Consider the following 24,191-nt stretch of genomic DNA (forward strand, 5'->3'; position numbering starts at 1 on the left):
ATTCGCTCAAGGTAGCCATCGGGGATGAAATCCGGCTAAGGGGAGTTGTTCTGGTCTAATTTCAACAGTTGCAGCATCAGCAATGGGTAACAAAGGCATTAACCACAGGCTGCTGGTAGCAATAACATCTCCATCATCAGTTTTCAAAGTGTTTGTAGGTAATGATGCTGGGGGGTTTGTCTGCGGTACTACTTGGTCAAATAACAAACCTAAACCATCAGCAGATAAACTCATTTGCACATTTCGTTGAGCGGGAGGCAGTACTAGGAGGGGTTTCTGTTGCCCGGTTTTTAGATCGATTGCCACCACATAAGGCTGTTCTATGTATTGTTCTTTGGATACTAGCTGTGTCAGCAAGCAGTAGAGGGTAGGTGAGGCGATGTCAAATTGGCAACTGACAATTGAGCCTGTTGTTTTTAATAGTTGTTTCTGCACACCTTGGTTTGTCACTAAAAACAAATCTCGCGTGTAATCTGTATTAAACTTTACCATCGCTGCCTGAGAGCCATCTTTAGAGAAAGCCTGTACCAAACCAAACTGGGGCAGAAAATCTAGGGGTTTAGTGGCATCACCTTGCAGTGGTAAAATTGCTGCTCCCTCTCCTTGGGCAACTGCTACGGCTTTACTATCTGGCGTGATCGTAAAGTCTCCTCCCGGTTGGCTTTTCAAACGTTTAGGAGTGGGTTTTTCTGCTGAAGCATCGCTGGTTGCTGGCATAAACCACAGTCCAAAGTCGCCGGGATTCGTTTTGTTTCCCCTCTGAATGACAATAGTTTCCCCATCGGGTGATAAGTCAAATTTCAGGTTTTCATAATCTTTACTATCTAAAACTAGGTCAACTTTTCCTCCTGGCTGTGCTTCTTGTCCAGATTTACTAGAAACGCCTGTTGTGACTGTGTAAAGTTGAGCTGAAAGTAAGTCTTGGTTTTTGGTGGCGCGAGCCGAAAATAAAATTTTCTCCCCATCTGGAAATGACTCGAAGTCTATTGCAATCAAGTCTTTGGGGGTAAGTACCCTTTTTTGCTCTTGGGTTAAGTTGTATAGAACTAATCGTCCGTGTTCTTCTTTATCGGTTCCGATGTAAAGGATGACGCGATCGCGGGTGCGGAAACTCCCTGTAAAGGGCTGGATCGTTCGATTGTTACCTTCTTGCTGGGCAAACTTATCTTTGGCTCCCTGTAACTGCACTTTATAATTCGTGCCATAAGGTGCGGGTGTTAGCAGTGTATAAACCATCCGCCGCCCAGCCCAACTAAATTTACCTGCTAGGGGTGGATCGATTTTCAAATTATTCTCTACGCTTTTTATTTCCATTGGGCGGCTGAAGGTGAGAGTAAAGGAGTTATCTTCCGCCCCAATCTGTTGATTTTGCCAGGTAAAGTCCCGCACACGAGCAGTTACCACATCACCTTGCAATATGATTAACCCAATCAGCACACTCAGCAGTAGCATCAGTGCGATCGCTATCCGATCTAGTGGTTGAATAAATGCTTTAGATTTTGTCATTGGTCATTTGTCATTGGTCATTTGTCATTTGTCATCAACATTTCTGACTAATAACTATATGGATTCTGCGGTTGAGGAATCTTTTTGAGAGAGGTAGCGGCAATGGTAAGTTGGCGTTTACCTGCCAAATTTTCTGTCACCATTTGTCCTTCTACTTCCAGCCAGGTGTCAGGGGAATAAGTTTCTTGATTTTTTGGGAGTTTGACGGGTAAGCCTACAGGATAAGCATCTGCTGCACAGCAAGTTAAGACAAATCGGGCTAAGAACAAATATTCTTTTCCGATATCTGATGGGTGGATGACAAATCCTTGCACTTTGACTTTTTGACCTGTATATGTATCTGGCTCTGGATAGACATTGACAGTGCGTATCCAGTCTACAAGCGATCGCTCCTCTGGACTAACAGTGGCCCGAAAAGCTTGGGGTTTGACGCGTGTAGTTCCCAATAAATCTGCCGTTACACCTCGTTGGAGTGCTTTATCACTAGCAAAAACTTGTGGTGTAAAGATGAAACCTAGAATCGCTGCAATCAACAATAAAGCACTACCCCAACCAGGAGGAAATAAACTAATGTGTTGCGCGTTTGCCATCACATCACGGCGACGACGCAACCAAAGTTCTTGCATCTTGAAGAAACCAATAACAATCAAGCTAATACCAGTCACAACCACGAACCAAATGTAATTTGGGTGAATTAACAGGTTCAGCTTGTTAGTTAGCCAATATCTCAACATCAAAATGCCCCAAGCTGTAATTGCTAGGGCATCTAGCCAAGGGAGTAACAGATTTTGAATTTTAGATTTGGGATTTTTATTGGTCATTGGTCATTGGTCATTGGTCATTGGTCATTGGTCATTAGTCGTTGGTCATTGGTAAAGGACGAATGACAAAACAAAGATTTTTTAAAGGACGTGCAAGTTGAGGAAGAGAGTTAATACAAATGTTAATTGTGCTGCTAAAGCAAATAAGTAAAAGACTGTTTTGGGCTTAAAAATAGATAACATCAAACCAACACTTTTGATGTCAATCATTGGCCCAAATACTAGGAATGCCAACAATGAACCACTACTAAAGGTTGAGGCAAAAGACAGGGCAAAGAAAGAATCGACTGTAGAACAAATTGACACCACTACTGCTAATATCAGCATGACCACAATCGAACTAATCGGCCCAGCCCCCAGAGTTAGGATCGTTTCACGGGGGGCTAGCACTTGAATTGCAGCAGCGATCGCACTTCCTAAAATCATTACTCCGCCCAATTCGCGGAATTCTTGGATGCTATTATCTACCACTAGGCGCAACTTATCTGCAAGGGGTTTATTAGTATCAGAAATTGGGGTAGTTGCTTGTGCTAAATTAGCATCTATCCGCAGAGGTATACCTGCTTTTCCTCCTAAGATATAAGTCCCAGATTGCAAGATATTTGGTATCGCTTCTTGCTGTTGTATTTGGTAACGTTTACCACGGGGTTTGGTTTCAGGCTGTGCGGGTGGATTAAACTTCATATAGCGAGCGATCGCAGGTTGGACTATGGGATTTAAGTCCTTTTGAAAACTGAAAGCAAAACCAATAATTGTAGCAATTACTAGGGAAAATACGACTCGTAAGACTACTATTTCTGGCTGATCTCGAAATGCTGTCCAAGTTGACCAAATTACAACTGGGTTAATTGTTGGTGCTGCTAGCAAAAAGCCAATGGCAACTGGTGTGGGTACTCCCTGAATCAGGAACCGCCGCGCTACCGGTACATTCCCGCACTCACACACCGGAAATAAAAAGCCGATCATACTGCCAACTAAAGCACCCAGCAGAGGATTTTTGGGCATTTTTTCTACTAATTTGCGCTCATCAACAAAAAATAGCAGCAAACTGGAGAATAAAACCCCAAGAAGCAAAAAAGGCATCGCCTCGACTAGCAGACTTAGAAATATCGTAAAACCATTGTTCAGTTGATTCATGTGCGTCGCAGTCAAAAGCGGTTTTTAGTTTTAGGGTTCTGCCTAGTCATTGTATCGAAATGGGGATCAAAAGCAGTTCGGGAAAATTAAACATCATTTTAGTAGCAAGTTATCCGACGTTTCAAATAGCGCTTAAGCGCTACAAACCTTTGCTTCAGACAAGATGGTGATTTTTACCTGGGTGCATTTACTGACGATGACCATTTCTAAGATTGTCTAAATTCAGAAATTGTTCCGAGTATAGAGGGTAAGTAGCTGGATAGATGATTTGGAATTCCCTATTACCTATGTTTATACTTACAGTAATTTTCTGAATAAAATATTAGCTCGGCTGTATTTTCATCAAGTATTCACAGTTATTCAACAATTGGGGATCGCTTTTGGTTTCTACCATCACTGATTTTGGGTAGTTCTGCCAAAAATCCGATCTTAGCTTTGGTTGGTTTTTTACTACAAAAACTCTAAAAAGGCAAGACCAAAGTTTAGCAAACACGGTAAATGCTTGCAATCCCTTGGCCAATTTCCGAAAAGTCTGTTATTTAGAACCCGGATTTCTTAAATAAGTTGGGGTTATGCTGTTCGCTGTTAATTACGTTTTTGTGGAGTTCCCCAAATCAAGATTTGTCGATCGAATCCACCACTGGCAAGAATTTTACCATTTGGACTAAAAGCGATCGCACTTACCCAGTCTGTATGTCCACTCAGTGTATTTATTAGCTCACCTGTAGTTAAATCCCACAATTTAATCCCATCTTTGCCGGCACTCGCAAGGGTTTGTCCATCGGGGTTAATCGCGATCGCATTTACCCAGTTATTATGTCCTGTGAGGGTGCGGACTAATGCTCCAGTACTAATATTCCACAGTTTGACTGTGCGATCGCGGCTTGCACTAACTAATGTTTCTCCATCTGGTGTAAAAATTACCGCGCTAACAGAATTAGAATGAGCTACAAATTCACTGATTAATTTACCAGTACTCAAATTCCACAGCTTGATTACACCTTTATTATCACCACTAGCTAAAGTCTGTCCATCAGGGCTAATGGCTAGGGTATAAATCACATTATCGAAGCTGACTAGAGTCCCTAGAGGGCGCTGCTGTAGTAAATCCCATAGACGAATCCCATCCAAAGCTCCACTGATGAGAACTTTACTATCAGGAGACACCGCTAAAGATAATACGTTACTGGTATGTCCGACAAAAGAGCGGCTAAATTTAAGACTTTTCAGATTCCAGAGATTAATCGTGTTGTCATCACTACAACTGGCGAGGGTTTGCCCATCTGGTGAAATCACTAAAGACTCTACGGCTGCTTTGTGTGCTTTGTTAATATCCGCCAACTTCTTGCCGTTTGCTGGATTCCACAGGCGAATAACACCCTCATTTTCTGCACCCCCACTCACAAGAATTCTGCTATCTGGACTGAAAGCCAGGGATTTAACGGTTCCGTTATGTCCTCTGAGTGTGTAAAGTAGTTGGGCATTAGCAAAGCTGTTGGTAGTTTGGGAATTTGGTATTACTTCAACGGCAGCATGAGCTTGATGAATGTAAAACCCTTCCCAAGTAATCACTGGAAGGGCGACAGCTGCCATAAATGACAGGATAATATATGGACGCAGAAAATTACCCCCACCTCTTCCCTCACTACTCACACTTTTTCCTCACTTTTTATATAGAAACAAACAACTTAGAATTATGAATTATCAACTCATAACTCCTATAGAGACGCGATTAATCGCGTCTCTCCTACTCAGCCCTCTTAAAGAGGTCGTTTTTTCTTAGAAACGCTTAACATTGGTAAAGGCTCACTAGAAGAACGAGAAGGCAAATAATGTTGCACTACAGGTTCCTCTGGTAGAGGACGACGCTGCTGGAAACGCCACAATTTAAAGGCTAGCGCTACGCCTGTTGTTCCTAAACCAAAAGCGAACAACGACCAGCTATCATTCAATCCGCCAATCAAAGCATCCATAACGCCCATCGTCACAAACACACTGATTAATGGCTCTTTTCGGTAGGTTGACTTCAAAAAACGAGGTAATACAGCATTCATCACAGCTTGCTTGGTTCCAGTTCAGCTTTTGTGTATATTTACCAAGAATACCTCACCCGTAATTTGCCTTTCTCATTGAAGGCAGACACTAATTATAATTTTTTTAGTACGGGAGGAAGTGGACTCATTAATTGGCTTGCGTATATTTGTTGCAAGTGTACGATATCTAAATCAATAATAGGTATTTTGATTCCTCATCTTGCTTACATTCTAGGGCAAAGTATTTCGCTATCAATTGTCAAAGTCAAAACCAACTGGGTTTTTCCAGCTGGTTGAAACTCTTTTAACTTCTAGCTTACAACTTTCTTTTTGGGCTGGCTGGTGGCACTACTTCAGACCCAGCCATGATAGCACCCCTTGATTGGTGACATATTCAATCACCAGCAGCAAAGCGAAGCCAATCATTGCGGCTCGACCATTCAAGCGTTCAGCATATTCGTTAAAGCCAAACTTCGGTTCTTCTAGTTTAGGTGTAATCGTTGGTTGTGTTTGTGTCATTTTTAAGAAACCTTTTTTTCGGCAAACAGGACTTGATATGAGACTTTGCAGCAGTTGTCAGGTATAAGCGGTAAAAGTTCAAGGGATTGAATAGTTCTTTTCTCCTTAACCTTTACCCTCCACTTGGTAAATTATCAGCTGATTGCACTGCTGAAATAGCAAGATGACTTGATAAATTCAGCAAAAGCTTCATAGTAGGGAGCTATACAATCGCTCTTTTAATAAATTGTTACTATTCTTTATATATTGTATAAACACTGGGGTAATAGTCAAGGGCTTGAGTTTGGGGCTACTCAAATTAAATTGAGAAACTTAGGACACAGATTAACTATCTCTAATACAGCTATCTGTAATAAGTCGGTAGCAAGCTTGAGATTCGCAGGCTAGAGTTAAACAAAAAAATTATCAGAGGCGATATATGGAAATCGGCGTTCCAAAGGAAAATAAGGATCAAGAATTTCGTGTAGGGTTAAGTCCTTCTAGTGTGCGGGTGCTGCGAGAAAATGGTCATAGCATCTTCGTCGAGACACAAGCAGGTAATGGTGCTGGATTCTCAGATGATGACTACAGAACTGCTGGAGCCGAGATTGTCCCTACATCAGAAACGGCTTGGAATCGGGAATTGGTGGTGAAAGTCAAAGAACCCCTGACATCTGAGTATAAATTTTTGCAGAAAGGGCAGATATTATTTACTTATTTACATTTAGCCGCCGATCGCAAATTGACAGAGCATTTAATTGATTGTGGCACAACTGCGATCGCCTACGAAACTGTAGAACAACCTGGTGCTAACAGACTACCTTTGCTCACCCCCATGAGCGTAATTGCCGGTCGGCTAGCAGTCCAATTTGGGGCGAGATTCCTAGAACGTCAGCAAGGTGGTAAAGGGCTGCTTTTGGGCGGTGTGCCTGGAGTTAAACCAGGTAAAGTAGTAATTTTAGGTGGCGGTGTTGTTGGCACAGAAGCAGCTAAAATTGCAGTGGGTGTAGGTGCGATCGTGCAGATTTTAGATGTGAGTGTTGAGCGCCTATCTTACCTAGAAACCCTCTTTGGCTCTAGAGTTGAATTGCTTTATAGCAACTCTGCTCATATCGAAGCCGCCGTAAAAGAAGCCGATTTGCTCATCGGTGCAGTTTTAGTTTTAGGACGTAGGGCACCAATACTAGTATCCCGCGAATTGGTCAAAAAAATGCGTCCTGGTTCGGTAATAGTTGATGTAGCCGTTGACCAAGGCGGTTGTATAGAAACCTTACGTGCCACATCCCATACAAATCCGGTATATGTTGAAGAGGGTGTGGTGCATTATGGCGTTCCCAATATGCCAGGAGCAGTCCCTTGGACAGCAACTCAAGCACTCAATAACAGTACATTACCTTATATTGTCCAGTTGGCGAATTTGGGAATTATGGCCCTGGAAGTTAACCCAGCTTTAGCTAAGGGTGTGAATGTGCAGAATCATCGCTTAGTGCATCCGGCTGTACAAGAGGTATTCCCTGATTTGGTAAATTAAGGTGTGCAAGTATTAGGTAGGCGATCGCCTTTGGCGCACCGGAGGTGTTCGCTTATTTTAATAGAGGTAGCGATCGCTAACTAGACTAATTTTCTTGTCTTATGCGCGGATGGGTAGGTGTACAAAATCAGAAAGGGCAAAAAATGCCCGATGCTGCATCTATACAAGGTTTTCAGGGCACTAGTATTTTAAAACTATCCGCGCACCTTATGGGGACTAGCTTTCAGCGATTTGTATCTTGTGCTATGACTATTTGCTGTGTTATGATTCACTTATTCGCGCAACTGCACCTTGAAAACCAAATACAACAGGGCTTCCAGACCCCAGCGATTGCAATTAACTAAAATCCCTATTAGGGATTGAAACGATAATCCTGTAGAAACTCCTGATAACACTAATGATTGCAATTAACTAAAATCCCTATTAGGGATTGAAACGGAACGATTGGAAGTGTATCAAGCCGTTTAACAAGATTGCAATTAACTAAAATCCCTATTAGGGATTGAAACGCAGAAGTTAGAAAGCTGTTGCCAAAGTGCGAGCTAATTGCAATTAACTAAAATCCCTATTAGGGATTGAAACCCATCGTTTAACGCTCGAATCAGCTAATATTTGTATTGCAATTAACTAAAATCCCTATTAGGGATTGAAACTTTGGCTTTTCTAGCTTTTCTAGGCTGTTCCACGGTTTATTGCAATTAACTAAAATCCCTATTAGGGATTGAAACAATAGCTTTTGAAGAAGACGCGACCGCTATAGGTAAATTGCAATTAACTAAAATCCCTATTAGGGATTGAAACCCGATCGCTTTACCTGAAAAACTGAGAGGCTTTGATTGCAATTAACTAAAATCCCTATTAGGGATTGAAACGATACTTGACCGGATTGCCAGAGCTATCAAGAATTGGGTATTGCAATTAACTAAAATCCCTATTAGGGATTGAAACCTTTCGCCAGCGCATTGCCTACAGAAGTTTCTATTCATTGCAATTAACTAAAATCCCTATTAGGGATTGAAACAGCGCTAGTATCGCCGACTTCACCCACTATTAAGATTGCAATTAACTAAAATCCCTATTAGGGATTGAAACAAAACTTTCTGCCGTTGGCTACTCCGCTTGGATTGCAATTAACTAAAATCCCTATTAGGGATTGAAACTTCAAGATGGATACTTATTCATCGGACAGAACGAATTGCAATTAACTAAAATCCCTATTAGGGATTGAAACACATTAAGTGCAGATGGGCGAGAAGCGATCGCGATATTGCAATTAACTAAAATCCCTATTAGGGATTGAAACGATAATTTCTGCTATTACCCTAAGCTCCACCTGCGAGATTGCAATTAACTAAAATCCCTATTAGGGATTGAAACCTTTACCTGGAGACGATCAATTTTGGTCTACCTTATATTGCAATTAACTAAAATCCCTATTAGGGATTGAAACTGGAATTTACACGTTTCAGATAACTCATCAAATTGCAATTAACTAAAATCCCTATTAGGGATTGAAACACTATCAATTATTCATCCAGTCCATCGCTACCACCATTGCAATTAACTAAAATCCCTATTAGGGATTGAAACGATGTTTACGTCAGCGTTGGTGGGAGTTTCCGCGCATTGCAATTAACTAAAATCCCTATTAGGGATTGAAACCCCAGAAGTTGCACTAGTAAAGTCCCTGCGCGGTGAATTGCAATTAACTAAAATCCCTATTAGGGATTGAAACGCTGTTGCGCCAAGGCGCTGTCACTCTTCTCGTTTCGTAGATTGCAATAGGGTAAAATGTGAAGAATCATTTCTATAACTGCTTATTTGACAATTGACAGAGATAATTTTTTTACTTTGATATTTGTGGATGCCTAAAGATTTGAATATGTTTGTTAATACTAAAGTAAATCTCTCATGTTTACCTGCTTTTACTAAGTCGAAGATATATAGAAATCTTGCGCCTGTAATATTCGGTTTGATATTACCAGCATTCATGCCTGGTGTTGCAGGGGCAGAGACAGTGATGCAAAAAGTAGCACGGACAGGAGTATTAACGGCTGGTACAAGTAGAGATGCTTTACCTTTTGCATACTCTGACAGTCAAGGAAAATTGATTGGTTATTCTGTGGATATGCTGACTTTGATCCAGAAGCAGTTAGAGAAAGAATTAGGCAAAAAAATTAAACTTGAATTAGTTGGAGTTACCCCAGCAGAAAGGATTCCTAAGATAATTAACCGACAAGTTGATATTGTCTGTGATGCTAGTAGTTTTACTTGGGAGCGAGATAAAAAGGTTGATTTTTCAATCAGCTATGGTGTAACAGGGACTCAAATCTTAATTAAGAAGGACAGCAATTTAGGTTCGCCGGAATCTCTGATTAACAAGCGCGTGGCTGTGCTAGCTGGAACTACCAACGAACAAGCCATCAAGCAAATACAACCCCAAGCTAAACTTGTATATTTTAAGACTAGATCGGAAGGATTTGCTGCTTTAGAACAGGGTAAAATTGATGCTTTTGCATCCGATAGCATTATTTTAGAGGGATGGTTACAAACAGCAAAAAATCAAGATAGTTTTGCGATCGCACCTCCTCGTCCCTATTCACGAGAAGGAATTGCTTGTATGGTTCCTGAGAATAACTCTAAATTCCTCGGCTCAGTGAATTATTCCCTTGTCAAGTTTATGCAAGGGTTTGTTAATAATAACCCCAAATATGTTGCGATTTTTGACCGTTGGTTTGGTTCTCAAGGTGTTATATTTCTAAATCGAGACTTACGTGATTTAGCTGTGGAAACTATGCAATTGACGATCGAGTTTCACGAAGAGATTCCCCAGAAAGAGTTGTAGGCTGTAGTTGGTATTGATGGTGAAAAAATTTGAGATAGACTTTTTCCTGGAACAACTAATCTTCACCCAATATTTCCCACCAACACGGCACTCATTACTCCAATAGACCTTAGTTTGAGTGTGAATAACCAGGCCCAATTTTTGCAAAGATTCTGCCGCTACCTTCGATAATTCTGGCGCAATGTGTGGGGAGATGGAGGATGCGATCGCCCCTTTGCAATAGTAAAATTCTCGCTTCTGAGGTTTTGATGCTGCGGAAATCTTCTGTGAGAGTGAGACAATAGGGTTTTATTGTGCCGACTTACTTAGTTTTTTAAAGCATCACCAAATTACCTTCAGTTTCTTCCTCTAATTCATAGCCATTAGCCAGTTTTTCAATAGCTTGGTCAATCATTGCCAAACCTTGATCTACCTTTTCAACCAAACTTAGCTGTCCTCGGAGTTCGGCAGCACCTACGAAACCCTTAGCATACCAAGTCATGTGCTTACGAGCTTGACGTACACCGCGATCGCCTTTATATTCCCACAATGCTTGTAAATGATCTCTTGCACATTCCAAACGCTCAATCGGGGTAGGTGTCGGCAATATCTCCCCAGTTTTCAGGAAACGATCGATTTCTCCCACCAAAAACGGATAACCCAAAGTTCCACGAGAACACATCACACCATCAGCGCCAGTTTGTTCTAAACATTTCACCGCCGCTTCAATAGAAAAAATATCTCCATTCCCAATTACTGGGATAGAAAGCACTTCTTTTACACGAGTAATCCATTCCCAACGGGCATTGCCATTGTATCCTTGGGCGCGGGTGCGTCCGTGGACTGTAATCATTTGTGCCCCTGCATCTTCCATCCGTTTGGCAAAGTCAAGAATAGTAATTTCGTTGTCATTCCAGCCAATACGGGTTTTGACTGTCACAGGCACATCAACAGCCTTTACCACTTCCCGGACAATTGCCTCTGCTACTTCTGGTTGCCGCAACAACGAAGAACCGCCACCATTTTTAGTGATTTTATTTACCGGACAACCCATATTAATATCAACAGTATCAGCACCTTCGGCAACTGCCTTGATTGCTGCTTCTGCCAAAAAATCGGGACGGCAATCAAATAGTTGAACGCTAATAGGGCGTTCATTGGGATCTACCTCCATGATTTTGGGTAATTGCTTGACATAGTGCAACCCCGTAGCATTCACCATTTCGGTATACATCATCGAATCTGGCGCATAGCGACGCACGAGACGGCGAAACACCATATCCGTCACTCCAGATAGAGGCGACTGGAGAACCCGACTTTTGACCTCAAATGTGCCAATTTTGAGGGGTTGGGAAAGTCTAGCCTGGAGAATGGGGGAGAGCGAAATCATATAAAAAATTCAAAATTATGGGAATGGAAATAGCAAGAATATTTAGGGGTATCGTGATTCGCTTTTTCTCACATTCTAGCTTTCCAGTGGAAACGCTAGAAATTCCACTAGATGGCAGGGGTTTTTATTCAAATTAGTCAAAGTTTTAAGGCTGTTTATCCTTGATAAATGGGGCTTTTGGAGCGTGCCGCTTTCCTCAATTTAGTCAAGAATTAGTCAAGGGTAAAATCTGGAAGGCTGAAAGAGTGGGTGACGAGGGATTTGAACCCGCAACCAATAGATTAAGAGTCTACTGCTCTACCGTTGAGCTAGTCACCCACACGAATAACCATCATAGCAGACCTCTAACAATTTAGCTAGTGCCGCGCCAAAAAACAATTAAAGGGGGAATTTGATAGTGAAAGTGGTTTGACCAGTTCCACTCTCTACATAAATTGAGCCGCCTAAATGTCTGACCATTTTCTGCACTAATGCTAATTCCAGTCCAGTGCCGCTATGTTTCCAAGGATCGTGTTTGGAAAGATGATAAAAAGGCTCAAATATCCGTGACAGTTCGTTGCTGGTAAGCTCTAGTCCAGAATTGCTAATATTAAGCTCTACTGCATCCCCTCTCAGGCGAGCAGAAACTGTGACAGACTCACCGGCTGGGGTATATTTGCAGACATGGTTGAGTAGTTCGGTGATAATCCTCTCCATATCTGTGATATCTGTCTCTAAAAGCGGGAGTTCGCGATCGATACTCAGGTTTAACTGCTGTCGCTGGCAGTTGGTGAGGTCTCGAAAAGACTCGACAATGGGATAAAGCCAGCTTTGTAAGTCAATGGCAATCAATGTTGGGGGATCGGGTTGGGCTTCGAGATATGTAAGTGTGAGTAGGTCGTTAATTAACTTGCTTTCTCTGGCACACTCGTTATGCAGAATCTGCAAGAGTTGTGGAACTATTTCTATCTCTAGTATTTCTGGGGGTGTCAAGACACTTTCGAGAGTTTGGACTGCAAGGCTGATACTAGTGATGGGTGTCCGCAGTTCTTGGGAGAGGTTTCTGAGGAATTGGTTTTTGAGCCGATCGCAATTTTCTAATTCTTTTACCTGTGCCTGAATTTGTTGGTAAAGTTGAGCTTGGCGAATTGCGATCGCACATTCATTGGCCACCTGCTGTACTAATTCGATTTCAAATTCATCAAATGCCTCTTGTGATGCTCTTTTCAACCAAAGATTTCCCAAAAGCCCTTGAGGATCAAAAATTGGACAAGCCATCTGGGACATAACTAACAACTTTGGTTGCCATGCAGGGGCAATTTCCAAAAATTGCAGAGGTTGTTTTTGCAACAAGGGCTGATAAACTTCCAGACAGTCTGCAATCTGTCTAGTCGATCCTTGACACTGGGATAGGTTAATGCTGTACTCATAGGCAATAGTTACCAGGGTTTGACAAGGGCTATAGAGTTCAATTTGGCAACATTCAAGGTTGAGTAACTCTGCTAATTCCTGAGTCACTGTCTGCAATACTAAAGTTTCATCCAGACTGTCGCGGATTTGTTCTGTCATCCGTCGCACCAAGGCTTCAAAGTTTCGCACCTGCTGCAACTGACTTTTGTGCTTCTGTTTTTGCGACTCCAGCTTGTCTTTTATATCCTTAAGCTGCTGACGAAGTTCTGCCTGTCCAGCAGCAATGCCGATTTGAGTTGCCAACTGTTTGAGTAAGTCAGTTTCTGTTTGCTGCCATTGACGAGATTCATGGCAATGCTGGGCAATCAACAGCCCCCACATATTTTGCTCTTTGAAAATTGGCACAGTTACATTGGCTCCAATCTGCAAAGATGCCAGAAAATCTATATGGCAAGGGTGCAAGCCGGCTGCATAGATATCCTCGACAACTTGAATGCAACCTCGCCCGTAGCGTTCTGGATGTTTGCTATTAAAGCAGGGATCGGTGATATTTTTTCCTAGTAGTGGTTCACTTATAGCCACAGTTGATTCCGCAATGATTACCCCACTGCCATCAGCCTCGAAGCGATAAATGAGGATGCGATCGCAATTCAAAAATTGTCGTAGTTCAATTGTAGTCTGATGCAGAATTGTCTCTAATTCTACAGATTGGTGAATTCGTCCGGCGATCGCTTCTAGCAATCGTTCCCGTTCAACCTGGAGTTCGACTGCTTCTTGGGCTTGCTTCACAGGAGTAATATTGCTACTAGTACCAATCAGTCGATAAATTCGGGAGTTAGCATCCCTTAGTGGCGTGAGAGTTGTACTCCACCAAGTGAGAACCCCCTGGAATTGCAAACATTGTTCGTAGGAAATAGTTTTGCCAAATAGCACACAGTCAGCATAATGCTGACGTACCCTAGCAGCATCAATGGGCGAGAGAATATCCTCTGGTTTTTTGCCTCGGAGATCGTCTGAGCAAATACCTATCCACCGCTCATGAGTGGGATTAAGTGCCACATACTGAAAATCTCCATCCTCTAGAACATCTACTACAAATATTGATGCCTGCACAGAATTGTACATGCTCAGTAGAAATTGCTCGCTACTACTTTTCTCATCTAGTTCTGTGCCGAAGATAATTTGAGGAGGCAATAATTTTGTCAACTCCATAGTTGATTCTGCTGGATTTATATTCATGCGAGAGTCCCTTTCTGGTTATGACTGACTCTTCTAGGCGCTCTCTTATGGTTACGCTTGTAGTAGATGCACTTTAGCGCCTATAGCAAAGTATTGTCAGCTGTTGCTCATCGAAATTTTGATCTTTCTCTACTTCTTGTCAGAAATCTAGGAAAGCTAATAGGAGTCAGCTTAACAAATCCTGCTTTGTGAAGGCGGAAATACATTTGCAGGTTAGGGCAAATTTAATGATTTTTGAACAGTTTTCCAAGATTTTTGCATATATTTAGGGGCAATCATCAAGTTGTAACGATTAAATTTACAATTATTCATAAACTTATTGAGCGAGGGTAGGGAATGGGAAGATAGAATAAAAGATCGGAAGAATGTTTAATTTCATCCTCAGTTAAATATTGTTGTCTGGCTTGTCCTTCGCTTCAGCAATTGTTCTAAGCTTTGCACAGCAGCATTAATTGACATTTGACTCTCAACTTACGATCGCAATTTATGAGCATTCATTCCGGTGAGGATACCAACTAGCAGCCAAGTGATGGCTAATCCGATGACTTCACCTAAGAATAACTGCATCAGGCGGTGTAATATCATCCCCACAGCAGAACCCACGGGGACAGCAACAGCCCAACTGACTGAAGAGACAAATATCCATCGCCACGCCATTGGCTGGGGAATTGCCAGCCATTGTGCCAATCCAATCCCCAAACCGCCAAGTGCCCCATAAATCGCTCCCGACAGGATTCTCATGGGAAGAATCTGAGTGCTGGGTACAATCCAACCTACCGCACCAATACCGATGGCGGTGATGATACTCCAACCCAAAAGACTTGACAAAATCCACCTGATGCAAAATACAGGTTCTTTGAGAAGACAGCCTTGAGAAAGTGCGATCGCAATTGAGCCGATAGCCGCTTCTACCACCCCAATATCTGGCTTTTCGCCAATTTCAACAAAGAGTAAACTCAATAAAAAACCGCCACAAGTAGCGAGAGTCCACAGCAATGTAAAGCTAAATCTAGTATTTTCCGGCGCGAATGGCATTAAAGGTACTGGAGACTAGGGACTGGGGACTGGGGACTGGGGACTGGGAACATGGGAGAATGACCAATGACCAATGACCAATGACCAATGACAAATGACAAATGACAAATGACAAAATCAAAGTTTCTTTGGTTTTAATAGTCTGACAGTTTTAGTATTAAACATCTCAAAAAAAGCTTTGCGTCGCTGTTGGGGTGATTCTGGTACAATGTAACCCCAGAGACTCTCCCAGTAAAAAAAGGAGATACCATCAAAATTGCGATCGCGCACCGCTTGAACTTGTTCTCGAACTTGCGCCATTTTTACAGGATTACGCACCGTTCCCGTTGATATCCCAATTTCTACAGGAATTAGACTTTGAGCCAATTTCACAGATGGTTGTTCTAATTGAGCAATAAAAGAGGTTTGATCGTTTCGATAAACCTGCAAAATTAACTCATTAATTAAACCTTTTTTTACCCAATTCTCCCAGTCTTGCAAATAGTATTTGTACGCAAAAGCTTGATAGTTGGGAGATAGAGATATTCTGACTTTGGGTTTTACCGCCTTCACAGCTTGATAGATTTCTGCCATAAAATCAGTAATTTTGTCTGCCCGCCAACGCATCCATTCTGAGTTAAAAGGGTCGATAGGGGGACTTTTGCCTTTATGCTCTTGCTGGTAGAGTTCAATAGTGAAGCGATCGTAACCAAACTGTACTGGCATCCCAAAATGATCGTCAATCTGAATACCATCCACATCGTAATTCCTGACTACTTCCAAAATTAGCCCTTGCATAAACTCTTGTACTTGTGGATGTAGGGGATTCAACCAAGCTAGCTTACTTACTAAACTATTATCAATTTCTTCCGGTGGTGCATCTGGGATAGACTTTATACCTTCTTGCCCAATTGTTAACCAGTCAGGATAACGCCTTGCTAATTGTGAATAATGCGGTGTCATAAACCCGTATTCAAACCAAGGAATGACTCTCAAATTTTTATTTTTAGCAAGCGTCACTATCTTTGTTAAAACATCCTGTCCACCGTGCATGAACTTAAGAAAAGGTTGAGTATCTGAGCCTGTAGTCATTTCAGCTACAGCACTTTTATAAAAAGTATGTCCTCGGTTCCAAACCACAGGATAAATTGTATTAAACTTGAGAGTTGATAATTGGTTTATAGCACGGTTAATACCCCAAGGGATAAATAGCACACCACTAGCAACATTAGTGAGCCAAACGCCGCGAATTTCTGTAGTGAAAGGACTTATTTTTTGGGAATCAACTGGGCGTGAAGAGACTGAAGAGACTGTTAAAATTACTACTAATCCCAAACACATTAAGTAAGAAATACAACGGCGAGCAACCCGATTCATTTGTAAGCATGACCTAGTGCGATCGGAATATATATAACTACAAAATAAAGTTATAATCCTCCGGGTTATGTAAACAAATGATGATTTTATGCCGAGGTGTAAATTAATAAATGTGCCTTAACAGACAATTCTCGCTATTTTTAATCTTGTGAAATATAAGAGTTCATCTCGTTCGCATTTTTAAGACTGCGAACGAGATGAACTTAGCGGAAATTAAAATCTTTCCACACCTTCAAATTGCTTGATAGCTGATGCATTTGCTGCTTCACCACAAGTCCGTGGTGTAGGGAATATCTTTTCAGGATTTGCTAACCCTTTAGGATTAAAAACTTGCCGCACCCATTGCATAGTTTCTAAATCGACTTGGCTAAACATCTGTGGCATATAGCACCTTTTCTCTGCGCCGATGCCGTGTTCGCCAGAAATACTACCACCAACTTGGACACAAAGTTTCAGAATTTTTCCACCCATTTCTTCTACTTGCTCCAATTCTCCAGGCACAGAATTATCATAAAGAATTAGCGGATGAAGATTGCCATCGCCAGCATGAAAAACATTAGCAACACGATAACCATATTGTTCGCTTAATGCCTCAATCTCATGCAAAACATAAGGTAATTGAGTCCTGGGAATTACACCATCTTGCACATAATAATCTGGACTTAAATGCCCAGCCGCAGCAAAAGCAGCTTTACGTCCTTTCCATAATTTCAATCGAGTTTCTGGGTCACTCGCAGAAGTAACATTACGGGCCCCATTCTTTTTACAAATTTCAGTAACTCGCTGCTTATTTCCTGCAACTTCCACTTCTAAACCGTCAATTTCAATTAGTAAAATAGCAGTAGCATCGCGGGGATAACAATTTGTGGCGACAACATCTTCAACTGCATTGATGCTGAAGTTATCCATCATTTCCATACCGCCAGGAATAATTCCAGCGCTAATGATGTCAGAAACAGTTGCTCCCGCAGCTTCAATACTTGTAAAATCTGCCAACAGCACACAAATTGATTCTGCACTTTTGAGAATTCGCAAAGTAATTTCTGTAGCAATTCCTAAAGTCCCTTCAGAACCAACAAACACACCTGTTAAATCATAACCAGGCATTTCAGGGATTTGTCCGCCTAAATCGACAATTTCCCCTTCCGGCGTGACAATTTTTAATCCTAAAACGTGGTTAGTGGTGACACCATATTTGAGACAATGTACGCCACCAGAATTTTCAGCAATATTGCCCCCAATAGAGCAGATAATTTGACTAGATGGATCGGGAGCGTAGTAAAATCCAGCACCACTAACAGCTTGCGTTACCCAACTATTAATCACCCCTGGTTGCACAACTGTGCGTTGATTTTCCAAATCAATGCTGAGGATTTGCCGCATCAACGAAGTGACAATTAAAACAGAGTCTTCGACTGGTAAAGCGCCGCCAGACAAACCAGTACCAGAACCGCGTGCGATGAAGGGGATGGAGTATTGATTGCATATCTTGACAATTTGGGCAACTTGTTCTGTAGTTCTGGGTAACGCCACCACAGCCGGACGTTGGCGATAACCAGTTAAACCATCGCATTCATAGGTAATGAGTTCTTCGCGGCGTTGTACTACGCCATTTTTGCCAAGGACAGCCTCGAATGCTTTGAGAATGGGTTTCCAGTTAAGTTGTTTTTTATCTTGGGTAAGCATAGGTTCTTAAAGTGGTAGATGTTGCAGGCTGGTTAGTATAGCTGTAATTACTATTGTTGCAAGAATAGCAGTCAAGAGTGAGTAAAAGCGATGTCTGACGACAAGCCGCTTTGCGTCTACCCGTTTGATGTAGAGTAAGTGCGATCTCACTCATCTTGACTAATAATTCGGATGGGTGTATAGAAGGCGATCGCATCACTTGTATTTATTAATGGAGGATATGCATTTAAGCGATATCAATAAATGATAATCATATCAATTGCAAATTAGTGCTTAAAGCTTGACAAACTATTAATCAATAAACATGCTTGTTTTGTCGATAATCCGCTCTTGCCCACCAATTTCGACCTTTGCTCGTCCATCCCTAAAAGAAAAAGCCATATCAAACATAGGTTTAATTACCCAAGAACCGCTTTTGTCAATATAGCCCCACTTGCCACCACTTCCACCACCGAATAAGCTCTCCCTTCCACCAATATTAACTGCTGCCCATCCTTCAGAAAAGTCGCGAGCTATGTCAAACTGCGCTTGAATAACTAACTTCCCTGCCTGATCAACATAACCATATTTATCACCAATTTTGACCAATTTGAGTGAGTAAACCGATAATTCTAAAGCTAGTTGTTCTAGGTTTGCAAAACGAAATTTTGGTGAAGAGACAGGCGAGTTTAGTCTTAGTTGAGCTAGCTTGAAAGCTTGCATTGTTACTGAGGTAAAAGATGATTGTGGATTGAATAAAGCCAGTTTTAAAGCTTGCAATGCCTCATCTGCATTTTTGTATCGCTGGCGAAAATCACGTTCTACCATTTTTGTTAAAAAATTGGCTAGTCCATCGTTAATTTGAGCATAATCGCGCCATCTTAATTCTAAAGTATTAGATTTCGGCAGTTGTTGTGGCGTTAATCCAGTCAAAGCTTGGATTGCTGTCATACCTAAAGCATATATATCACTGCAAAGCTGAGGATGCCCTTCCCATTGCTCACTTGGCATATAATCACGGGTACCAATGGTGATTGTGCTGCTGATTTGTCCTTGAATATTGACTTTAAATGTGCTTATTTCTTTGATTGCTCCAAAGTCAATGAGGACAAGCTTATTATCTAAATATCGCCGCATCAAATTCAATGGCTTAATATCTCGGTGAATCACATTATGTTGATGGACAAAAGCTAACACCTCCAAAATTTCTTGTAAAAGTTGAATTACATCAGCTTCACTCCACGGTTTTCCTGAAATGATTTCGTTACTCAGGTCATGCCCTTCAATGAATTCCTGGACAATATAAAATTCTCTATTCTCCTCGAAGAAGTCATACAGTTCAGGAATTTGCGGATGTTCTTTACCCAATTTGAACAGAATTGCTGCTTCTTTCTTAAACCTTTTTTCTGTATCTAAGCCTGGTGTCGGGGGTCTGGTCAGCCGTTTAATGACACATTTATACTTGGGGCTGACAGGTAAATCCTGTGGGTATTCAGCCAAATAGGTTTCCCCAAAACTACCCGCTCCTAGTTTTTGGATAATTTTGTAACGCTGTCGCAGTATGTATCCAATCATCATGCTAATGCTAAAGACCTTTATCTGTAGATTTTGACACAACCTATCCGTTATTTTAGGTAAACGACTACGTACCGTACCCTCCTACCCTGAATCAACTAACCTAGAAATAACGCTCTTAATACTGGATAAAGTCATGGTTCAGCAAGTTCTAATCAATGATGATGATTACTATGTGCCAGATGCCAGCTATTTAATGACTGAAAATGACACTTTAGATAATTTTGCTACTTCCAAACAGAAACGCCTTTTAATTGGCTCTCTTTACAGTTCTATACAAAACCAAACTTTTTTAGCAGCCGCTAATGTTGGTATTTACCATACAGATGGTCAACCTGCAATTGTACCCGACGTTTTTCTCAGCTTGAATCTGCAAGTACCTGAAAATTGGTGGGAGAAACAAAATCGTTGCTATATGGTTTGGCGTTTTGGCAAACCTCCCGAAGTTGTCCTCGAAATTGTCTCTAATAAAGAAGGTGATGAACTGGGCAAAAAGCTGAAAATTTATGAACACATGCGGGCTAGTTACTACATCGTATATGACCCAAATCAGCAATTAGCAGAAAAAATACTGCATGTTTATGAACTTAGAGGAACACGCTACTTTGAAACTTCAGAAACTTGGTTAGAACAAGTTGGTTTAGGTATAACTCTGTGGGAAGGTAAATTTGAAGATAGACAAGATACTTGGTTACGCTGGTGCTACCAAGATGGTAATATTTTATCGACTGGAGATGAACGCGCAGAACAGGAACTACAACGTGCCGAACAAGAAAGAAAACGTGCCGAACAAGCAGAACAACGTACCCAATTGCTAGCAGAAAGGCTGCGTGCTATGGGCGTAGATCCCGACACTCTATAGGACACTTACTATAAAGACGCAAAGTTTTTTTGCGTCTTTGTGTGAGCAAAGCAATCTCACGAACTTGTGCAATTTATAAACTCATTTATCCGCAGCCAAACCTTATCTAATAACTCAGGATTATCGGCATCAAACCATTCAATTTGCGGATATGCTCTAAACCAAGTTCGTTGTCGCTTGGCAAATTGTCGGGTATGCAAAACTGTTAATTCTTTTGCTTCATCCAAGGAAATATCCCCAGCCAAATGTTGCTTGATTTCTTGATAGCCCAAAGTATTCAACAAAGACAAATCAGCGCCATATTTTTGACAAAGATATTTCACCTCATCAACTAAACCATCTGCTATCATTTGCTCAGTACGCTGTTTAATCCGATTCCCCAACTTTTCAACATCGCAATCTAAACCAATTTGCAAAATCGGATAATTCGGTGGATTTTCCCCTTGTTGTTCGGAAATGGGATATCCTGTAACATAATATACTTCTAAAGCTCTTAAAGTTCGTACTGAATCATTAGCATGAATCTTTTGTGCTGCAACGGGGTCAACTTGTTGTAACATTGCGTAGAGTTGAGGCTGACCTAGAGATTCAAGTTGCGATCGCAATTCAATTTGTGGTGCAACTCTCGGAATCTTCATGCCTTGGACAATGGAACGGATATATAAACCAGTGCCACCAACTAGCAAAAGTGGTGTAACATCAACAGAAGCAATTAAGGCTTGTGCTTGTTGCTGATAGTCTGCTACTGTCATCGTGCCTGTGGGAGCGCAGATATCTATTAAATAGTGCGGCACTAATTTTTGTTGTGCCAGAGTTGGTTTAGCCGTCCCAATATCAAACTCACGGTAAACTTGACGAGAATCAGCACTAAGAATTACAGAACCCAAACGCATCGCCAAAGCCAAAGCCAAACCCGACTTACCTGTAGCCGTCGCCCCACAAATCACAATTAATTTAGTCATTTCTTCCCCATCTCCCTCATCCCCCTCATCTTCCTCATCTCGCCCGGTACTGCAACCCTAGTATAAACTTCTCTTGAAAATGCCCTACAGACGCTAGCAAGGCTTTTGTGCTACAATTTTGGAGTGTTTTTGCTTTTAATTAATTTTAGGCGAGTTTAAACCCACGCATCAGGAGAGTTTACATGACGAGCAGTTACAGTGCCGATCAGATTCAAGTTCTGGAAGGTCTGGAAGCCGTCCGCAAAAGACCAGGAATGTACATCGGTACCACTGGGCCGCGAGGACTCCACCATTTAGTTTACGAGGTGGTGGACAATTCAATCGATGAGGCTTTGGCGGGTCATTGCACTCATATAGAGGTAGATATCAACGCTGACGGTTCCGTGACTGTAACAGATGATGGTCGCGGTATTCCCGTTGATACTCACTCGCGCACCGGAAAATCAGCTTTGGAAACCGTGATGACTGTACTGCACGCTGGTGGTAAGTTTGGCGGCGGTGGCTACAAAGTTTCTGGAGGATTACATGGGGTTGGTATTTCTGTTGTTAATGCCCTATCTGAAGTTGTAGAAGTTACAGTTTGGCGAGATAAAAAGGTTTATCTCCAACGCTACGAACGCGGTATCCCAGTTACTGAACTCCAAGCAAAGCCTTACAAAGAAGCTAGAACTGGAACTTCTGTCACCTTCAAGCCAGATACCCAAATCTTTACAATTAGCATTGAGTTTGATTACATCACTTTATCAGGTCGCCTACGGGAATTGGCGTATCTAAATGCAGGTGTCAAAATTACCTTTACTGACCACCGTCTGGAGTTACTAAAAAGCGATACACCGAAGGTAGAATCGTACAATTACAAGGGTGGTATTAAAGAATATATCGCGTACATGAACCGCGAGAAGCAACCTCTGCATGAAGAAATTATCTATGTACAGGGCGAACGCAATAACGTACAAGTGGAAGTTTCTTTGCAATGGTGTACTGATGCTTATACGGATAATGTACTAGGTTTTGCTAACAATATTCGCACGGTAGATGGTGGTACGCACTTAGAAGGCTTGAAGGCAGTTCTAACTCGGACATTAAATGCGATCGCACGCAAGCGCAATAAAATTAAAGAGAATGAAACTAACCTCAGTGGCGAACATGTCCGCGAAGGTTTGACTGCGGTAATTTCCGTTAAAGTCCCAGATCCAGAATTTGAAGGACAAACCAAGACTAAACTCGGTAACACCGAAGTGCGCGGGATTGTCGATTCTCTGGTGGGAGAAGTTCTCACTGAGTATCTAGAATTTCATCCGGCGATCGCAGATTCAATTTTAGATAAAGCGATCCAAGCTTTCAAAGCCGCAGAAGCAGCGCGTCATGCACGGGAATTAGTTCGACGTAAATCTGTACTGGAATCTTCGCCATTACCTGGTAAATTGGCAGATTGCAGTTCTCGCGATCCCAGCGAATCTGAGATATTCATCGTGGAAGGGGATTCAGCCGGTGGGAGTGCCAAACAAGGACGCGATCGCCGCACTCAAGCGATCTTGCCTCTACGTGGTAAAATTCTCAACATTGAAAAAACCGATGACGCTAAAATTTATAAAAATAACGAAGTTCAATCGTTAATTACAGCACTTGGTTTAGGTGTTAAAGGTGATGAATTCGATTCTACGCAACTGCGCTATCACCGGATAGTCATCATGACAGATGCTGACGTAGATGGAGCGCACATTCGGACTTTGTTGTTAACATTCTTCTATCGCTATCAACGGGCACTCATCGAACAAGGCTTTATTTATATTGCTTGTCCCCCACTGTTTAAAGTAGAACGGGGACGTAATCATGAGTACTGCTATAGCGATCGCGAAAAGAATCAAGCGATCGCCAAATTCCCCGCTAACGCCAACTACACCATCCAACGCTTCAAAGGTTTGGGTGAAATGATGCCACAACAACTCTGGGATACCACCATGAACCCAGAAAGCCGCAAAATGAAGCAAGTGGAAATTGAGGACGCTGCCGAAGCCGATCGCATCTTCACAATTTTAATGGGCGATCGCGTCGCACCCAGACGAGAATTCATCGAAACTTATGGTTCTAAACTCAACTTCACCGATTTAGATATTTAACTAATTCGGCGGAATTCCCCGTCCCTCTACAGGGCGGGGATGGATAGCCGGGTGACTCCTCAAACACCTCCGACTAATATCAACCGCAGGTTGATAAGGAAGTGGGGTGTTTGAGGAATCACCAATTATTGGATTTTAGCGCTTTACCACAATGTATATTTATGGTAGAGTAAGCACATCAAAGAGGTGAAAGTGAAGTGTTACACAAGGTTGTACAAGTCCGTTTATATCCGTCACTTGAGCAACAA

Annotated in this window: 17 protein-coding genes, 1 tRNA gene, 1 pseudogene and 1 CRISPR repeat array; of the genes and pseudogenes, 4 read left to right on the forward strand and 15 right to left on the reverse strand. The window is 41.9% G+C overall.

Annotated features, from left to right (window positions below):
* Positions 1-6 precede the first annotated feature (6 nt).
* The 6 genes from CDG77_RS20260 to CDG77_RS20285 all read right to left on the reverse strand — a co-directional run bounded on the left by CDG77_RS20260 (position 7) and on the right by CDG77_RS20285 (position 6,016).
* Entirely contained in the window at positions 7-1,506 is a 1,500-nt protein-coding gene (locus CDG77_RS20260; RefSeq protein ID WP_094331131.1) for an Ig-like domain-containing protein, read from the reverse strand.
* A gap of 47 nt (positions 1,507-1,553) precedes the next feature.
* Positions 1,554-2,327: a TIGR03943 family putative permease subunit gene (locus CDG77_RS20265; protein ID WP_094331132.1), complete on the reverse strand. Its 774-nt coding sequence runs from the start codon at positions 2,325-2,327 to the stop codon at positions 1,554-1,556.
* 81 nt (positions 2,328-2,408) lie between these two features.
* A complete protein-coding gene (locus CDG77_RS20270) occupies positions 2,409-3,464 on the reverse strand; it encodes a permease (RefSeq protein WP_094331133.1) in 1,056 nt (351 codons plus the stop codon).
* A 585-nt stretch (positions 3,465-4,049) separates the two neighbouring features.
* Positions 4,050-5,057, reverse strand: coding sequence for a WD40 repeat domain-containing protein (locus CDG77_RS20275; RefSeq protein ID WP_094331134.1), 1,008 nt, complete (start codon positions 5,055-5,057; stop codon positions 4,050-4,052).
* Between the two features lie 167 nt (positions 5,058-5,224).
* A complete protein-coding gene (locus tag CDG77_RS20280; RefSeq protein ID WP_094331135.1) occupies positions 5,225-5,518 on the reverse strand; it encodes a hypothetical protein in 294 nt (97 codons plus the stop codon).
* A gap of 327 nt (positions 5,519-5,845) precedes the next feature.
* On the reverse strand, positions 5,846-6,016 hold the full coding sequence (locus CDG77_RS20285; RefSeq protein ID WP_094331136.1) for a chlorophyll a/b-binding protein: 171 nt from the start codon (positions 6,014-6,016) through the stop codon (positions 5,846-5,848).
* Between the two features lie 418 nt (positions 6,017-6,434).
* Here CDG77_RS20285 and ald point away from each other — a divergent pair, with 418 nt between their 5' ends.
* Positions 6,435-7,526, forward strand: coding sequence for an alanine dehydrogenase (gene ald / locus CDG77_RS20290; protein WP_094331137.1), 1,092 nt, complete (start codon positions 6,435-6,437; stop codon positions 7,524-7,526).
* Positions 7,527-7,855: 329 nt separating this feature from the next.
* Positions 7,856-9,261: a CRISPR direct-repeat array (repeat unit 37 nt; unit sequence ATTGCAATTAACTAAAATCCCTATTAGGGATTGAAAC).
* 147 nt (positions 9,262-9,408) lie between these two features.
* Positions 9,409-10,371 (forward strand): amino acid ABC transporter substrate-binding protein, encoded by a 963-nt coding sequence (locus CDG77_RS20295; protein WP_190234013.1) that lies wholly within the window; start codon positions 9,409-9,411, stop codon positions 10,369-10,371.
* Between the two features lie 105 nt (positions 10,372-10,476).
* Here the strand turns inward: CDG77_RS20295 and CDG77_RS37735 are convergent.
* The 8 genes and pseudogenes from CDG77_RS37735 to CDG77_RS20330 all read right to left on the reverse strand — a co-directional run.
* Positions 10,477-10,645: pseudogene (locus CDG77_RS37735) on the reverse strand (NAD(P)/FAD-dependent oxidoreductase); the annotation flags it as partial.
* A 39-nt stretch (positions 10,646-10,684) separates the two neighbouring features.
* Entirely contained in the window at positions 10,685-11,740 is a 1,056-nt protein-coding gene (gene dusB, locus CDG77_RS20300) for a tRNA dihydrouridine synthase DusB (protein ID WP_094331139.1), read from the reverse strand.
* A gap of 246 nt (positions 11,741-11,986) precedes the next feature.
* A tRNA-Lys gene (locus CDG77_RS20305) sits at positions 11,987-12,058 on the reverse strand.
* A 60-nt stretch (positions 12,059-12,118) separates the two neighbouring features.
* Positions 12,119-14,368: a sensor histidine kinase gene (locus CDG77_RS20310; RefSeq protein WP_094331140.1), complete on the reverse strand. Its 2,250-nt coding sequence runs from the start codon at positions 14,366-14,368 to the stop codon at positions 12,119-12,121.
* A 471-nt stretch (positions 14,369-14,839) separates the two neighbouring features.
* On the reverse strand, positions 14,840-15,403 hold the full coding sequence (locus CDG77_RS20315) for a hypothetical protein (protein ID WP_094331141.1): 564 nt from the start codon (positions 15,401-15,403) through the stop codon (positions 14,840-14,842).
* 117 nt (positions 15,404-15,520) lie between these two features.
* A complete protein-coding gene (locus tag CDG77_RS20320) occupies positions 15,521-16,759 on the reverse strand; it encodes a glycoside hydrolase family 10 protein (protein ID WP_094331142.1) in 1,239 nt (412 codons plus the stop codon).
* A 213-nt stretch (positions 16,760-16,972) separates the two neighbouring features.
* Complete coding sequence (gene glcD / locus CDG77_RS20325) at positions 16,973-18,445, reverse strand: glycolate oxidase subunit GlcD (protein WP_094331143.1); 1,473 nt, start codon at positions 18,443-18,445, stop codon at positions 16,973-16,975.
* Between the two features lie 291 nt (positions 18,446-18,736).
* On the reverse strand, positions 18,737-20,002 hold the full coding sequence (locus CDG77_RS20330; protein ID WP_223269892.1) for a protein kinase domain-containing protein: 1,266 nt from the start codon (positions 20,000-20,002) through the stop codon (positions 18,737-18,739).
* 133 nt (positions 20,003-20,135) lie between these two features.
* Here CDG77_RS20330 and CDG77_RS20335 point away from each other — a divergent pair, with 133 nt between their 5' ends.
* Positions 20,136-20,861 (forward strand): Uma2 family endonuclease, encoded by a 726-nt coding sequence (locus CDG77_RS20335; protein ID WP_094331145.1) that lies wholly within the window; start codon positions 20,136-20,138, stop codon positions 20,859-20,861.
* Between the two features lie 56 nt (positions 20,862-20,917).
* Here CDG77_RS20335 and miaA read toward each other — a convergent pair whose 3' ends face one another.
* Positions 20,918-21,823: a tRNA (adenosine(37)-N6)-dimethylallyltransferase MiaA gene (gene miaA, locus CDG77_RS20340; RefSeq protein ID WP_094331146.1), complete on the reverse strand. Its 906-nt coding sequence runs from the start codon at positions 21,821-21,823 to the stop codon at positions 20,918-20,920.
* A gap of 182 nt (positions 21,824-22,005) precedes the next feature.
* Between miaA and gyrB the strand changes: the two genes are divergently transcribed.
* Positions 22,006-23,943 carry a DNA topoisomerase (ATP-hydrolyzing) subunit B gene (gene gyrB, locus CDG77_RS20345; protein ID WP_094331147.1) on the forward strand — a complete coding sequence of 646 codons (1,938 nt, stop codon included), beginning with the start codon at positions 22,006-22,008 and terminating at the stop codon, positions 23,941-23,943.
* Positions 23,944-24,191: the final 248 nt, after the last annotated feature.

Source organism: Nostoc sp. 'Peltigera membranacea cyanobiont' 213 (genome assembly GCF_002245975.1).
Taxonomy (GTDB): Bacteria; Cyanobacteriota; Cyanobacteriia; order Cyanobacteriales; family Nostocaceae; genus Nostoc.

What these genes read in the sequence shown, in the direction of transcription:
- CDG77_RS20310 (WP_094331140.1), bottom strand. Translation starts at nt 14,368, where the DNA reads ATGAATATAAATCCAGCAGAATCAACTATGGAGTTGACAAAATTATTG.
- glcD (WP_094331143.1), bottom strand. Translation starts at nt 18,445, where the DNA reads ATGCTTACCCAAGATAAAAAACAACTTAACTGGAAACCCATTCTCAAA.
- dusB (WP_094331139.1), bottom strand. Translation starts at nt 11,740, where the DNA reads ATGATTTCGCTCTCCCCCATTCTCCAGGCTAGACTTTCCCAACCCCTC.
- CDG77_RS20280 (WP_094331135.1), bottom strand. Translation starts at nt 5,518, where the DNA reads ATGAATGCTGTATTACCTCGTTTTTTGAAGTCAACCTACCGAAAAGAG.
- gyrB (WP_094331147.1), top strand. Translation starts at nt 22,006, where the DNA reads ATGACGAGCAGTTACAGTGCCGATCAGATTCAAGTTCTGGAAGGTCTG.
- ald (WP_094331137.1), top strand. Translation starts at nt 6,435, where the DNA reads ATGGAAATCGGCGTTCCAAAGGAAAATAAGGATCAAGAATTTCGTGTA.
- CDG77_RS20275 (WP_094331134.1), bottom strand. Translation starts at nt 5,057, where the DNA reads ATGGCAGCTGTCGCCCTTCCAGTGATTACTTGGGAAGGGTTTTACATT.
- miaA (WP_094331146.1), bottom strand. Translation starts at nt 21,823, where the DNA reads ATGACTAAATTAATTGTGATTTGTGGGGCGACGGCTACAGGTAAGTCG.
- CDG77_RS20285 (WP_094331136.1), bottom strand. Translation starts at nt 6,016, where the DNA reads ATGACACAAACACAACCAACGATTACACCTAAACTAGAAGAACCGAAG.
- CDG77_RS20270 (WP_094331133.1), bottom strand. Translation starts at nt 3,464, where the DNA reads ATGAATCAACTGAACAATGGTTTTACGATATTTCTAAGTCTGCTAGTC.
- CDG77_RS20265 (WP_094331132.1), bottom strand. Translation starts at nt 2,327, where the DNA reads ATGACCAATAAAAATCCCAAATCTAAAATTCAAAATCTGTTACTCCCT.
- CDG77_RS20330 (WP_223269892.1), bottom strand. Translation starts at nt 20,002, where the DNA reads ATGATGATTGGATACATACTGCGACAGCGTTACAAAATTATCCAAAAA.
- CDG77_RS20295 (WP_190234013.1), top strand. Translation starts at nt 9,409, where the DNA reads ATGTTTGTTAATACTAAAGTAAATCTCTCATGTTTACCTGCTTTTACT.
- CDG77_RS20320 (WP_094331142.1), bottom strand. Translation starts at nt 16,759, where the DNA reads ATGAATCGGGTTGCTCGCCGTTGTATTTCTTACTTAATGTGTTTGGGA.
- CDG77_RS20335 (WP_094331145.1), top strand. Translation starts at nt 20,136, where the DNA reads ATGGTTCAGCAAGTTCTAATCAATGATGATGATTACTATGTGCCAGAT.
- CDG77_RS20260 (WP_094331131.1), bottom strand. Translation starts at nt 1,506, where the DNA reads ATGACAAAATCTAAAGCATTTATTCAACCACTAGATCGGATAGCGATC.
- CDG77_RS20315 (WP_094331141.1), bottom strand. Translation starts at nt 15,403, where the DNA reads ATGCCATTCGCGCCGGAAAATACTAGATTTAGCTTTACATTGCTGTGG.